Consider the following 13875-nt stretch of genomic DNA (forward strand, 5'->3'; position numbering starts at 1 on the left):
GGACAAGCATCGTCATTTTATTATGGTCAGCCTCAGGGTGAAGTGTGTCTAATCAACAGGGTTTTCGGTCTCTAAGTACTTTTTAAAGGGAACATCATCGACTCAAATCTCTATTTGCAACAGTGCCTAATTAAATCCCTTACAATTCAAATTTTTCAGCAACGACTTATCTTTGTTAAAATAGTATTAATTTATTTTTTTTAGGACAAACCTTAACAAAATTACAAATTTGTAATTTGGTTGTCATTTAGGTGTATATATCTAGGAATTAGTATATGAAGAAATTATTTTTTGGTCCAAGATATGATTAGATTCAATAATATATATATGAAGATTGTTTTAGTTATTTTTACTATAGTTTTTTCAACCAGTAGTTTTGCTGATGGGGGACTTCGTTTCTTAGAGAAAAATTTAGAAATAATTAACAATGAAAAAAGCAAAGGGTGTGAAGAGAATTAATTCAAAATTATAATGAAGCACATATAACTAGGAAAACTAAAAATTAGTTATTTTTAGTATGGTGTAACTAAGATTAATTAATTTTTTTAAATCGAATGATAAATATATTTATTGTTTTTAATTTATTCTTTACCATTTTCAAATTTTTAAATAATCCGAAAAGACTATTTTAAACTTTAGGGTTACATATGCTCCTATACATAGGCAGGAATAAATATGCAACTTAGTATATTTGCAACAATAGTACTGGAAAGATTCATGTAATAATGCTTAAAACTCTCTAATTAGTTAGGGAGGCATTGGAATTGGAGAAAAAAGTAAAGTGCCCACTAGCAAATGTGGTTATTGGAGGAATTATCTCATCAACCCTTCTTATGTTGGTTTTATTACCAATATTGTCCCGGTGGATAAATGAAAAGAAAGCTTCTTGACCAATTATAGTAAGCAATTTTTAGCAGAAATATTGAGGCTTACTCAAGTCTCTCAGCTAATCGTAAATAGAATAAGGAAACTATTGTATGTCAGAAGATCATTCTCAGAGCCACGCGGCTGTTACTGAAGAGAATAGTAAGAAGCTAATATTTACTGTAGGTTTGACCACTACGTTTTAATCGTAGAAATTATAACCGTTTTTATTACTCAAAGTTTAACTTTTGTGATTATCTAAAAACACATAGCGGTCGAATGGCCATATTAACTGACTTAAAATCAGTCGCATACTTTAATGTAGCGGTTCTGATAGCACAAAAGTTCGCAGCATGAAAACGGAACCGGCATAATTGATTTATAGTGAACCCATACACTAAGCATAATGATTTAGAGGACGATAATCCCAATGAAAAAATTCCTTTTAGGAGCTGTTGCCGCATCTGTTTTGGCCTTTTCAGGCAATGCTATGGCCAATTTTGTGGCAGGTCAGGACTATCAGGTGGTTGCAAAACCAGTCAAAGTCGAAAAACCGGGCAGAATTGAGGTACGTGAATTCTTCTGGTACGGCTGTGGTCACTGTTTCGCGCTTGAACCACATATGCAGGGCTGGTTGAAAAAATTACCAAAAGATGTACGTTTTGTACGTACGCCGGCTGCAATGAATCCACTCTGGGAGCAGGCAGCGCGTGCTTATTATGTGTCTGAAGCATTGGGTGTGCGTCAAAAAGCACATTTACAATTATTCCATGATATTCATGATAAGCAACGTCCAATTTTAGAACAGGCGCAATTGGCCAAGTTCTATACCCGCTATGGTATTCCTGAAGCGAAATTTAACAGCACTTATAAATCTTTCCCGATCACTTCGAAAATTGCCCAAGCCAAAAATCTGGCTGCTCAGTATCAGTTAAGTGGTGTTCCGGCAGTGACCGTGAATGGTAAATATATTGTGCAGGGTAATGATGCCAAAGTCATTCAGGTGGTGAATTACCTGATCGAGAAAGAGCGTAAAGCCAAATAAGACGCGATTGATTATCTCTAAAAAAAACCTGCATCGAATCTGCAGGTTTTTTTATTTAAACTGGAGGAATGGTTATTTACGTCCTGACTGCCGGATCTGGTGTTTCTATCGGCGGGCGATACCAGTGTAAAATTCCTCGGAATAAGAGCTGCATCTGCAACACGCTTTGCGCTTTAAAGTAATGAATTTTCCTTTCTATTTCAACACGCAGAATTGCCGAGGCGCCCCGACGCTCTACAACAAACAAATTCTAATCTAAGATTTACATAAATAGACTGATAAAGTTTAAAAGGAATAAATATTAATTTAAACAACATGGAAATTCTTGTTAATTTCAACAGAAATATGAACAATCTCTTCATGAATTGACAAAGCTTTACGAACTACCTCTGCTGTTAAGGAGTCATTAACTGTATTTAGGGATAAAATACATGAAAATTTACTTCTACCTACTTTCCAGACATGCAGATCAGTAATCGTAATTTGGTTATCTAATTCCTCTACAACTTCCTGAATCTCCTTTACTACAGGATGTTCCATCTCTGCATCAAGCAATGTTTTACCTGTTTCTCTAATCAATCCCCAAGACCATTGTGCTACAAGCACTGCACCTACGATCCCTAGAATTGCATCTAAAAAATCCCATCCAAAATACTTCCCTGCGAAAAGTGCAATAATCGCTAATACAGAAGTTACTGCATCTGCTACTACATGAAGAAAAGCGGCTTTCTGGTTTAAGTCATGGTCATCATGAGAGTGATGATGATCGTGGTGGTGGTCATGGTCATCATGAGAGTGATGATGGTGGTGGTGACCATTTTCACGTAGTAACCAGGCACAAATAAAATTAACGATCAAGCCAACAATCGCAATTGAAATTGCCTCGTTGTAGTGAATATTCACAGGATTGAATAAACGTTCTATCGATTGAACACCCATGAATACAGCAACAACCATCAATAAAATGGCACTCGAATATCCAGCTAAGATTTCTATCTTCTATGTACCGAAACAGAATCTCTGATCACGAGCATATTTTCGAGCCATTTTATAGGCAAAATAAGCTAAGCCCAATGCCAACATATGAGAACTCATATGCCATCCATCAGCCAATAAAGCCATGGAATTAAAGAACCATCCTCCAAAAATTTCAAACACCATCATTACACCAGTGAGGATGGTTGCGATTAAAATTTTCTTTTGTGCTAAAGGATTTCCTTCGTCAAATTGATGCGAATGGTCACTTTTAACATTATTTAGATATTACATTTTATTGCACCACAATTAATACTCCCCCATAGTATATGTTCTTGAGGTTGAATAGTATGTCTCACTTAAATCAGAACAAAAAAATTTTAAATCGGATTAGACGAATTCAAGGTCAAACTAATGCCCTTGAACAGAATATTTTAAATTCTGAAAATTCTTGTATTGAGGTATTACAGCAAGTTGCAGCAATTAAAGGTGCGATAAATGGCTTAATGAATGAGTTAATAGAACTTCATCTTAGAGAACATGTACTCGGTGATACTGAGGAAATAAAGGAAAAAGAACTGAATGAATTTTTAGCTTTAGTTAAACGCTACTTATAACTTTAAAGCACAGTCTTTTAAATAAAAAAACTGTGTGCGCACCTATTAATGACAGTGGTAATCACCAGTTTTACTGTTGGTATGACAACCCTGTGAGTTCGTTCCCCCAGAATGAGCATTCGCATAGGTAAATGACATGCCTATAAAGCATATTAATAAAATTCTTTTCATCTTAATCCCTCTCAAATAATTAGAATATCAACTGTATGATATTTAATAAAAGCCAACATGGCTTAGACTATTTCCAAATATATAAAGTAAAGCCAACAAAACTTTAAATGTATATAAAAAATGGTTAAATAATTGCAAGGGGGGCTTTAAAACGTTTTAATCGTAAAGCATTTCCTAGTACAAATATTGACGAGAGAGCCATTGCACCAGCAGCAAATACAGGAGAAAGTAGCAGTCCAAATTGCGGATAAAGTACACCTGCTGCAATAGGAATCAGAGCTGCATTGTAAACAAATGCCCAAAATAAATTTTCACGAATATTGGTTATAGTCGCTTTGCTTAAAGCGATAGCATTTGGCACTCCTTTCAGGTTGCCAGACATCAAAACCACATCAGCAGCTTCAATAGCTACGTCTGTACCTGTACCTATTGCTAAACCAATATCTGCTTCTGCAAGTGCAGGGGCATCATTAATGCCATCTCCAACATATGCGAGTTTACCATATTGATTTTTTAATTTTTTAACGGCCTCTATTTTACCTTCTGGTAAGACTTCTGCAATAACCTCATCAATACCTAGTTTTTTTGCAATCGCTTGAGCTGTATGACGGTTATCACCTGTAATCATGGCAACCTTTAAACCTAACTGATGTAACGCTTCAATTGCAGCAAATGTTGATTCTTTAATTGGATCTGCTACAGCAATAATGGCAGCAAGTTTCTGGTCAATCGCAACATAGAGAGGGGTTTTTCCTTCTTCTCCCAAACGATCCGAAAATTGAGAAAAAACATTAGGATTCAAACCTAGTTTTTCCATATATCGATCTGCACCAATATGAACCAAATGTTCAGACACCGTTGCTTCTATTCCATAGCCCGTGACTGACTTGAAATCAGCAACAGGAGACAGGATTAATTCCTTATCTATAGCGGCTTGTACAATTGCTCGAGCAATAGGATGCTCAGACTTTGATTCAACGGCTGCCATAAGTGAAAGTACGGCATTGTATTCAAACCCTTCTAAGACATGCAGATCGGTTAAAATTGGTTTCCCTTCAGTCAGGGTCCCTGTTTTATCAACAGCAACCACTTTAGTTTCTTTGAGCAGCTGCAAAGCTTCCCCTTTACGGAATAAAACACCCATTTCAGCACCACGCCCAGTTCCCACCATGATTGATGTAGGCGTTGCAAGTCCCATTGCACAAGGACATGCAATAATGAGTACCGCAACTGCATTAACTAAGCTAAACGTTAGGGCTGGCTCAGGGCCGAAGATAAACCAAGTAATAAAAGTTAAAAGAGAGAGACCCATTACTACAGGTACAAACCACATGGTAATTTTATCAACCAATGCCTGAATAGGCAGCTTGGAACCCTGTGCCTGTTCAACCATTCGGATGATTTGAGAAAGCACTGATGAACTACCAACAGAGGTGGCTTTGATATTTAAGCTGCCACTTTGGTTAATTGTTCCTCCTACCACAGTAGAGCCTATCGTTTTTTCAACGGGCATAGGCTCGCCAGTAATCATGGATTCATCAATAAAACTTTGGCCGTGAATAACTTCACCATCGACAGGGATACGCTCGCCTGGTCTAATCTCTACAATCGTTCCTGTTTGAACTTCGGCAATCGGAACTTCTATCACCTGATTATTGAGCTGTATTCTGGCAACTTTAGGCTGCATTCCAACTAGATGTTGAATTGCTAAAGACGTTCGGCCTTTTGCCTTGGCTTCAAAAAATCTACCTAATAGAATTAAAGTGATAATAACCGCTGCAGCTTCATAATAAACATTGACCGTGCCTTGTGGCAGGACACTTGGAAAGAAAGTAGCAACCACTGAATAAAGATAAGCAGCCAATGTTCCTACAGCCACCAAGGAATTCATGTCTGGTGCTAAGCGGAATAAACTTGGGATGCCCTTTTTGAAGAAGCGTCGGCCTGGAAAAATTAATGCTACTGTGGTCAAGAAAAATTGCATTAACCAGCTATTTTGTTGGCCAATGTTATCCATCATAAACGTATGAAAGGCGGGAATCAGGTGTGATCCCATTTCTAAAATAAAAACGGGTAGAGTCAATAAGACTGACAAAATTAAATCTTTTTTAAGTTTTTCTAATTCAATATTCTTTTTATCTTGAAAGCTTTCCGTAGTTTGATGAACTGACTTTGCTTCAAACCCTGCTTTGGTGACAGCCTGAATTAACGAGTCACGAGTGACAGATGAGCTTGCCTGAATAGTCGCTTTTTCAGTAGCCAGATTTACATGAGCCGACTCAACTCCTTCAACAGATTTTAAAGCCTTTTCTACTCGACCTACACAAGAAGCACATGACATACCCTCTATCGTAAGCTCTATCGGTTGCAATACTTCCACTTCGTAGCCTGCTTTTTCTACGGCTTTAATTAAAGTAGCGCGATCAAGTGGTTGATGCGCATAAATGACTGCTTTTTCGGTAGCCAGATTTACATGAGCAGATTCAACACCCTCAACAGATTTTAAAGCTTTTTCCACACGGCCTACACAAGAAGCACATGTCATCCCCTCAATCTCTAATGTTTCACTGTAGTGTGGCGTATCAGTCATTTCGGTACTCATATACGATCTCTATCATTTAGATATGCTGAGTTCTATATGCGAAGATCAGCTCGAACCAAGATAATTGGGAATTCAGGCAGCACTTTTATTGCAAGCAAGTACAGATTTTATCTGTACGATGAGAAAAACAAGAGTAAGTAAAGTGATAAGGGATTACCACTTTACTCTAACAGAGATTAAGCAGGCTCAGCTGTAAATCCACGATCACCGAGAGTGGCAATGACTTTATCCTGACTAACCGTTGTGTTGATTTCAACGATACGGTTTTGTAAATCAATATCGAGTGATGCATTCGAGTCGAGCTCTTTAATTGCAGTAGTAATGCCTCGTGCACAACCACCACAAGTCATATTAGCGATGTGAAATTTCATATGTTGCTCCTTTTTAACAAAATATTTGTTTAAACCATTAGAACAGTAACTCTAAACTTTCACCATACAACCAGCCTTTCTCTGAATCAGTTACTTGCTGTAACTTGGTCTGTTTACATCCATAGTTTTCATCAGAGTATTCTAAAGCATAGCGTTCTAATGACTACAGTAAAAGTACTTAACCAACATTAACGTGACTTAAAAATGACATTTTTGTCATCTACGATCACTTTGAAATTTATAAGATAGTTATTTCAATCAATAGTAGTGAACTGAATAGATGAGACTCTTATGGATTGAAGCTAAAAACCGGTGACTACCTTTATGTATAATGCCTCATGATGCGATTTTACTGTTCTGATTGTCGTAAGTTGACAGTCCAGTAGAAACTTTATTGCTCAGCTACAAAAGATAAATGCAGTAATGTTAAATTTCCTCAATTCCCTTATTTTGAAATTCTCTTATTCAATACCCACGACAGTGGTTATATAGCCTGTTGTTAATAGAATTGATAGACCTAATAACATCTCAAATAAAATGGCATGACTAAGGTGTTTAGCGAATTTAGGATGTTGAAGACGCGGGGTGAAATACCATTTGTTGAAGGCAGCTAAAAGTAGAATACTTATAACAAAAAACATTTTAACCATGAAACCATAGCCATATGCAGTATTGATTAAGGTATTAAAATCTTTAATTAAAAGAAGAGCTACACTAGCGCCACAGGCGATTAATATCCCAACAATGAAAGCAGCAATACGTCCAAATACATGCATGCGATCTTTTAAAGGTAAACCACTTATTTCCCGGCTGGTTTTCCATAACGGATATAAAGACCCCATCCATAACGACATAACTAGAATATGGATTGATAATAAAATTTGAGCAAGTAAGGTTAAATTAGCGACATGTCCGAGCTGGGAAAAGCTAAAAATAATCGGGATAAGTAAAATACAAAATATTGAACTTTCAATTATAGAAAACTGACCTTTGTTCCTGTTAACTTTAACCACCATGAGAAGAAGTAAAAGAGCAAAACTAATAGAACGAAGAACGTATATATACCCCGTCGGAGTATTAACCAATATATTAATATACGTGGGGTCCACCATCCCTGTAATACCAGTATTGGCAAAACTACCAATCAGAATAAAAAATCCCAAGGTACTGGAAATTAGGCCTAATCCAGCGCCAATTGTAATATATTTAAGAATCGATTCTTTTAGTTCAAGATATTGTCTAAGTAAAAAATAGCAAAAGGCTCCACCAACGACAAAAGCTAAACTTAAATATAAAATAACCTTAGTTAACCAAGTGGCCCACATCCAATATTCAGAAATCATTATTTTTGTCCATTCTAGAACAACATGCCAGCACCTCACTGACATGTTGAAAGGTAATCAATTCTTATTTAGTTGATTTGATAGTGAAACTATATTCACCATTCATGTTGTGGCCATCTTTCCCCATTGTTGTCCAGACAACGGTATATTTACCTTTTTTCAGTTTCGGAAGAGCGACATCAAAGGATTTCTTTAAGTCATGCGTAACTTCATATTTTAAAGGAACATCTCTTCGCTGAGCATCCAGTAACTTAATATTCATCAACATAACCTCTGCACCAAAGTTAAGGGTCAAGTTCTTTGGTTGACTAAGGACAGATGCATTTTCCGCAGGAATCGCACTCACTAAACTCACATGAGCGAACGTAGTTGTAGTAGCCACAATCATCGTTGCAGCTACTACAACATTACGTAGAGCAGTCATTTTATTTTGAAATAATTTCATTTACGTTTCCTCTTGATTCGTTAGTTCATTAGAGATGACTTTATAAAATCTATATTTAATGAGACCACATCATCTCCTCTTATATTTCAATTATTAGTGAGAGACAGAAACAGAGCGATGACTTCAAAATTACATTTTTGTCATTTTTAAAAATCAATAGACTCAAGTGATAAAATTATTCAATAGAAATAAAGAAATTGACTATAACCAGCTACCACCTAAGTAAAACACCGGTGGCATAACCAGCGATCAACTTCATCAAAAGAATGAGTGGAGCAAATAAATGAAAAATACCTCTCTCTATTTGTTTGCTTCATTCATTTAAAGGTTGTATCGGCTGATCAATTGATGGAAGGAAAATATCATGACTTATATCCGCCAAACTTTACTCACACTTTGTATAACCGTTGCCTCTTTAGGTGCATTAGCTCAAAATCCCGAAGAGCATAAAACGCATCACCCAGAAAATACTCCTCCATCCACAGTCACTGTTAAAAAGACAGCTACTGGCAAGATGAATCCAGACAAAATGGCTGCAATGGACCAGCACATGAAAGCAATGCAAGCCATGCATGCAAAGATGATGGCTGCAAAAAACCCTCAAGAACGTCAAAAACTTATGGCTGAGCACATGAAACTCATGCAAGGAGGTATGAGCATGATGAAACAGATGAGCGGCCAAAGCATGAATGCAAATATGGCTGACCGTCAGCAAATGATGGAAAAACGTATGGACATGATGCAATCCATGATGCAGATGATGATGGACTGTATGCCTCCCTCCACAACTAAATAATTACCCATGAATTAGAGAGGGAAGCACCATGAACCATCAACCTCAAGAACATAATTCAGTACCTAACTTTTGGTCTACACGTTATGCCATCGGCCTATTCGTGATTGGTGGTGTGGCAGCCTATTTTCTCTTAACCGAGCATTTGGCCCATGTCGTTGGTGTTTTACCCTTTTTACTCCTTTTAGCATGCCCACTCATGCATATTTTTATGCATGGTGGTCATGGACATCACCATCATCAACAGAAAAATCCAGACACATCAGATAATAAAAAATCACGCGAACCAGGAGACCCCTCATGAATCATGCGGAATCGGCCTATGGTCTGTGGTGGCTCGTCATCATAAATTCGGCAATTTTCATTATGTTTGCCTTCAGTTTTTTTAAACCCGCCACAGCACGAGACTGGCGTACTTTTAGCGCTTTCTCTGCTTTCATCATTGCATTGTTTGTCGAGATGTATGGTTTCCCTTTAACCATTTACCTGTTGTCAGGCTGGCTACAAACTCGCTTTCCTGAACTTGATTTGCTGTCGCATAACTCAGGTCACTTATGGTCAACGCTACTGGGTGAAAAGGGTGATCCACATTTTGGCATTCTGCACATCGCGAGTTATATTTTTTTGGGCTATGGTTTCTATTTACTGTCATCAGCATGGAACGTGTTGTACCACGCACAACGTCATCACCAATTGGCAGTAAGCGGACCCTATGCGCGCATACGTCACCCCCAATACGTGGCTTTTATCTTGATCTTGCTGGGGTTTTTATTGCAATGGCCAACTTTACTGACACTGATTATGTTTCCAATCTTACTCTTAATGTACAGCCGCTTGGCAATTAAGGAAGAGGCTGAAATGAGTAAACAGTTTGGCGCTGTCTATGACAGCTATGCTCAACAGACTCCGAGATTTATTCCAAAATTCGGCCATAAAACCACTTTTCCATAAGAGAATTATTTATGTCAGATCAAAAAAATCATAACCAGGACCATATGGCACAGGCTACAACAGACGTACTGAAAGACCCAGTCTGTGGTATGACCGTCACTGAAGAATCGAAATACCATGAGGAATTTAAGGGGAAAACTTACTTTTTTTGCAGTGATAAATGTCAATCAAAGTTTCATAGCAGCCCGGTGCAATATATCGCTAAACCCGCAACGACGACTGCCGATGCACATACACAGCATCATCAGACTACTCAATCCGTTAATGAGACAAGCACAACAGGCACGATCATCTATACGTGCCCAATGCATCCAGAAATTAGACAGGATCATCCTGGAAACTGTCCTAAATGTGGAATGACACTGGAACCACTCATTCCCGAGTTAGAGGAAGATGAGAATCCTGAGTTACGTGATTTCCGTCGACGCTTCTGGTGGACACTGCCACTCACCATAGTCGTGACTTTTTTGGCGATGTTTGGCCATCAACTGAACCTGTTCGACATGGCAGTTCAGAGCTGGATTGAATTAGTGTTGTCACTCCCGATTGTACTGTGGGCAGGTTGGCCATTTTTTTCCCGTGGTTGGCAATCGGTTGTGAATCGCAGCCCAAACATGTGGACCCTGATCGGTCTAGGTACAGGGGCTGCTTTTATTTACAGTGTGGTTGCGACCATTGCACCACAAATCTTTCCAGACTCATTTATCTCCATGGGTCGTGTCGCTGTTTACTTTGAAGCTTCAGCGGTCATCATTTCTTTGACCCTACTGGGGCAAATACTGGAATTAAAAGCACGTTCGCAAACTTCTGCTGCAATTAAGTCACTCCTCGGACTTGCTCCAAAAACAGCTCGCCGAATCCTGCCCGATGGAACTGAGGAAGATGTTCCTCTGACTCATGTCCATGTAGGAGATTTACTCCGCATCCGCCCAGGTGAAAAAGTTCCTGTGGATGGTGTAATCACCGATGGAAGCAGTTCAGTAGATGAATCTATGCTGACAGGCGAACCTTTACCAATCACTAAACGCGTCGGCGACAAAGTCATTGGAGCTACCCTGAATACCAATGGTTCATTGATCATGCGTTCAGAGAAAATTGGTTCAAGCACCATGTTGGCTCAGATCGTACAGATGGTGGCGCAAGCTCAACGCTCGAGAGCACCCATGCAACGTATGGCTGATCAGGTAGCAGGTTGGTTCGTAATGGCTGTAGTGGCTATTGCCTTACTTACCTTCTTTGGATGGGGACTGTTCGGCCCAGAAGAGTCGAGCTGGGTTTATGCATTAATCAATGCTGTGGCAGTACTGATTATTGCCTGTCCTTGCGCACTGGGCTTGGCAACCCCAATGTCTATCATGGTTGCGACGGGTCAAGGTGCCACCCATGGTGTGCTATTCCGTGATGCGGCGGCCATTGAGAATCTGCGCAAGATTGACACACTGATAATCGATAAAACAGGTACGTTGACCGAAGGACGCCCTGCATTCGACCGTGTAGTAGCTGCAGCAGGGTTCGAGGAATCTGAAGTATTACGTCTGGCCGCTAGCCTGGATCAAGGCAGTGAACATCCGCTAGCTGATGCGATTGTAAATGCAGCACACGAACGTGGCCTGTCTCTTGAAACACCAGACAATTTTGAATCAGGCTCTGGGATCGGTGTTCGAGGTCAAGTGGGCGATCGTCAGTTAGCTTTGGGCAACACGGCACTGATGGAACAATTGGGTATCTCCGTACAATCTCTGATTCCGCAAGCCGAAGAGCTGCGTTCGGAAGGGGCAAGTGTCATGCATCTAGCCATCAATGGTGAATTGGCCGGCCTGCTTGCAGTATCTGATCCCATCAAAAAAAGTACTCCTGAAGCTCTTACCACCCTGAAGGAAGCTGGACTACGTATCGTAATGGCAACGGGAGATGGTCTCACCACTGCCCGTTCAGTCGGAGCACGTCTGGGAATCGATGAGATACATGGTGAAGTCAAACCCGCAGATAAACTCGAACTTGTCAGCAAATTGCAGAAGCAAGGTCGCATCGTGGCAATGGCCGGCGATGGAATCAATGATGCACCTGCACTAGCCAAGGCTGATGTCGGTATCGCTATGGGTACCGGGACTGATGTCGCAATGAATAGTGCTCAAGTTACCCTGGTCAAGGGAGATTTACGCGGTATCTCGGTTGCCCGTTCACTCTCGGAAGCTACTGTCAGCAACATGAAACAGAACCTCATGTTTGCTTTCCTTTACAATGCCTTGGGTATCCCAATAGCAGCTGGCGTACTCTACCCATTTACAGGTTGGTTGTTGTCACCCATGATTGCGGCCTTGGCCATGAGTTTTAGCTCCGCTTCAGTGATCACGAATGCCCTTCGCCTGCGACATAAAAAGCTATGATAGAGAGTCCTTTTCTTCCACCAGATGTATCAGGCCTAGTTGCAGCACTTGCCATCGGCCTGCTCATTGGTTTAGAACGAGGATGGAATGATCGTGAACTGCCAGAAGGCAGCCGAGTAGCAGGCCTACGTACCTTCACATTGACAGGATTACTCGGAGGAGTGCTGGGTCATCTACAGCCAAACTTTGGGCCTTGGCCACTAGTCGCAGCCGTATTAGGGCTTTCCCTTTTACTTACGGTATCCTACGCGCGTACCGCAAAAATTTCCGGTAATTTAAGCGCTACCACGACGATCGCGATGCTGTTGACATTAGTTCTAGGTGCATATGCATCCCATGGTAATGTTACTTTAGCATTAACAGCGGCTGTCATCGTGGCTGTATTTTTGGATCTCAAGCCAACCTTACATGGTTGGTTACGCTTGATCGAACATCGTGAATTAACCGCATCTCTACAGTTACTGGTACTTTCTGTCGTTATATTACCTTACTTACCCAATACGGGTATGGGACCTTTTGCTGCATTAAATCCTTACCAGTTATGGTGGGCAGTGATCCTGATTGCCGGACTCTCTCTGGCAGGTCATTTTGCCATGCGGCTCACCGGTTCAGAAAGAGGCATACTCTGGACAGGTCTATTGGGTGGTTTGGCATCTTCTACAGCTGCAACTGTCGCACTGGCACGCTATACACGCCAGCACCCCGTCATGGTCAGTGCTGCTATTTCTGGAACATTGGCTGCCTGTGGCATCATGTTTTTTCGTATGGCTGTACTGATAGGCGTCATTGAACCCGCACTTCTAAGCACTTTTGGTGGTGCAATGATGATTGCGGGAATCCTTTTGCTGGGTATGGCACTGTGGAGACAACGCCAAATTACCAGCGCTGAAAATAACGATCGAACAATAGAAGCAATGGCTCCTTTTGATCTTGGGACAGCATTCAGCTTCGCTGCTTTCCTTTCTGTCATGGCAGTCTTGGTTCCGGCAGCAAAACAATGGTTGGGCACCAGCGGCATCTTCGTACTATCGACTATTTCCGGGCTAGCAGACGTAGATGCTATTTTAGTCTCACTTGCCCGCCTGCATAGTACTGAAGGCTTAACAACAAATGTGGCTGCTGTCGCGCTAGGGCTGGCCACACTGAGCAACATGTTAAGCAAAGCGACAATTGCATGGATGACAGGGGGGGCACAGTTTGGCCGAGCCATCATAATTGGCTACACAATTGCCATGATAGGTGCTGGCGTAGCTCTGGCTCTCAGTTTGAGCTTTATGTAAGGTCAACTCGGGTAAATGGAGGATGTTCAAA

At 40.5% G+C, this 13875-nt stretch carries 12 protein-coding genes and 5 pseudogenes; 10 read left to right on the plus strand and 7 right to left on the minus strand.

Features of this window, described 5'->3' with window-relative positions; all coding sequences use genetic code 11:
• The 4 genes and pseudogenes from FTU90_RS14040 to FTU90_RS14045 all read left to right on the plus strand — a co-directional run.
• Positions 1-75: pseudogene (locus tag FTU90_RS14040) on the plus strand (IS6 family transposase); the annotation flags it as partial.
• Between the two features lie 698 nt (positions 76-773).
• Positions 774-890 (plus strand): annotated as a pseudogene (locus FTU90_RS16340) (hypothetical protein); the annotation flags it as partial.
• Positions 891-977: 87 nt separating this feature from the next.
• Positions 978-1117: pseudogene (locus tag FTU90_RS16250) on the plus strand (cation transporter); the annotation flags it as partial.
• Positions 1118-1294: 177 nt separating this feature from the next.
• Complete coding sequence (locus FTU90_RS14045) at positions 1295-1909, plus strand: thiol:disulfide interchange protein DsbA/DsbL (protein WP_004281236.1); 615 nt, start codon at positions 1295-1297, stop codon at positions 1907-1909.
• Between the two features lie 76 nt (positions 1910-1985).
• On the opposite strand, the pseudogene FTU90_RS16345 reads toward FTU90_RS14045, so the two are convergent.
• Positions 1986-2087, minus strand: a pseudogene (locus FTU90_RS16345) (TetR family transcriptional regulator); the annotation flags it as partial.
• Positions 2088-2215: 128 nt separating this feature from the next.
• Positions 2216-3154, minus strand: a pseudogene (gene dmeF, locus FTU90_RS14050) (CDF family Co(II)/Ni(II) efflux transporter DmeF); the annotation flags it as partial.
• Between the two features lie 80 nt (positions 3155-3234).
• Between dmeF and FTU90_RS14055 the strand changes: the two are divergent.
• The gene (locus FTU90_RS14055; RefSeq protein ID WP_005248679.1) at positions 3235-3501 is read left to right on the plus strand and encodes a metal/formaldehyde-sensitive transcriptional repressor; all 267 of its coding nucleotides are present in this window, start codon (positions 3235-3237) and stop codon (positions 3499-3501) included.
• 45 nt (positions 3502-3546) lie between these two features.
• Here FTU90_RS14055 and FTU90_RS16350 read toward each other — a convergent pair whose 3' ends face one another.
• From FTU90_RS16350 to FTU90_RS14080, 5 genes are all read right to left on the minus strand, one after another.
• Entirely contained in the window at positions 3547-3672 is a 126-nt protein-coding gene (locus tag FTU90_RS16350) for a YHYH domain-containing protein (RefSeq protein ID WP_094148905.1), read from the minus strand.
• A gap of 124 nt (positions 3673-3796) precedes the next feature.
• A complete protein-coding gene (locus FTU90_RS14065) occupies positions 3797-6274 on the minus strand; it encodes a heavy metal translocating P-type ATPase (RefSeq protein ID WP_159138927.1) in 2478 nt (825 codons plus the stop codon).
• 176 nt (positions 6275-6450) lie between these two features.
• Entirely contained in the window at positions 6451-6645 is a 195-nt protein-coding gene (locus FTU90_RS14070) for a heavy-metal-associated domain-containing protein (protein ID WP_004679365.1), read from the minus strand.
• A gap of 461 nt (positions 6646-7106) precedes the next feature.
• Complete coding sequence (locus FTU90_RS14075) at positions 7107-7988, minus strand: copper resistance D family protein (protein ID WP_004755889.1); 882 nt, start codon at positions 7986-7988, stop codon at positions 7107-7109.
• A 64-nt stretch (positions 7989-8052) separates the two neighbouring features.
• Entirely contained in the window at positions 8053-8433 is a 381-nt protein-coding gene (locus FTU90_RS14080; RefSeq protein ID WP_159516732.1) for a copper resistance protein CopC, read from the minus strand.
• 364 nt (positions 8434-8797) lie between these two features.
• Here FTU90_RS14080 and FTU90_RS14085 point away from each other — a divergent pair, with 364 nt between their 5' ends.
• From FTU90_RS14085 to FTU90_RS14105, 5 genes are read left to right on the plus strand one after another with little or no spacing between them, the layout of a single operon-like run.
• The gene (locus FTU90_RS14085; RefSeq protein WP_180072935.1) at positions 8798-9229 is read left to right on the plus strand and encodes a hypothetical protein; all 432 of its coding nucleotides are present in this window, start codon (positions 8798-8800) and stop codon (positions 9227-9229) included.
• 28 nt (positions 9230-9257) lie between these two features.
• The gene (locus FTU90_RS14090) at positions 9258-9530 is read left to right on the plus strand and encodes a DUF2933 domain-containing protein (RefSeq protein WP_004755892.1); all 273 of its coding nucleotides are present in this window, start codon (positions 9258-9260) and stop codon (positions 9528-9530) included.
• Positions 9527-10177, plus strand: coding sequence for an isoprenylcysteine carboxylmethyltransferase family protein (locus FTU90_RS14095; protein ID WP_180072937.1), 651 nt, complete (start codon positions 9527-9529; stop codon positions 10175-10177). Before FTU90_RS14090 ends, FTU90_RS14095 begins: the two co-directional genes overlap by 4 nt.
• 11 nt (positions 10178-10188) lie before the next feature.
• The gene (locus FTU90_RS14100) at positions 10189-12564 is read left to right on the plus strand and encodes a heavy metal translocating P-type ATPase (protein WP_180072939.1); all 2376 of its coding nucleotides are present in this window, start codon (positions 10189-10191) and stop codon (positions 12562-12564) included.
• A complete protein-coding gene (locus tag FTU90_RS14105; RefSeq protein ID WP_180001712.1) occupies positions 12561-13844 on the plus strand; it encodes an MgtC/SapB family protein in 1284 nt (427 codons plus the stop codon). Before FTU90_RS14100 ends, FTU90_RS14105 begins: the two co-directional genes overlap by 4 nt.
• The last annotated feature ends 31 nt before the right edge of the window (positions 13845-13875 follow it).

The organism is Acinetobacter sp. YH12200, from assembly GCF_013418175.1.
Classification (GTDB): domain Bacteria; phylum Pseudomonadota; class Gammaproteobacteria; order Pseudomonadales; family Moraxellaceae; genus Acinetobacter; species Acinetobacter pseudolwoffii.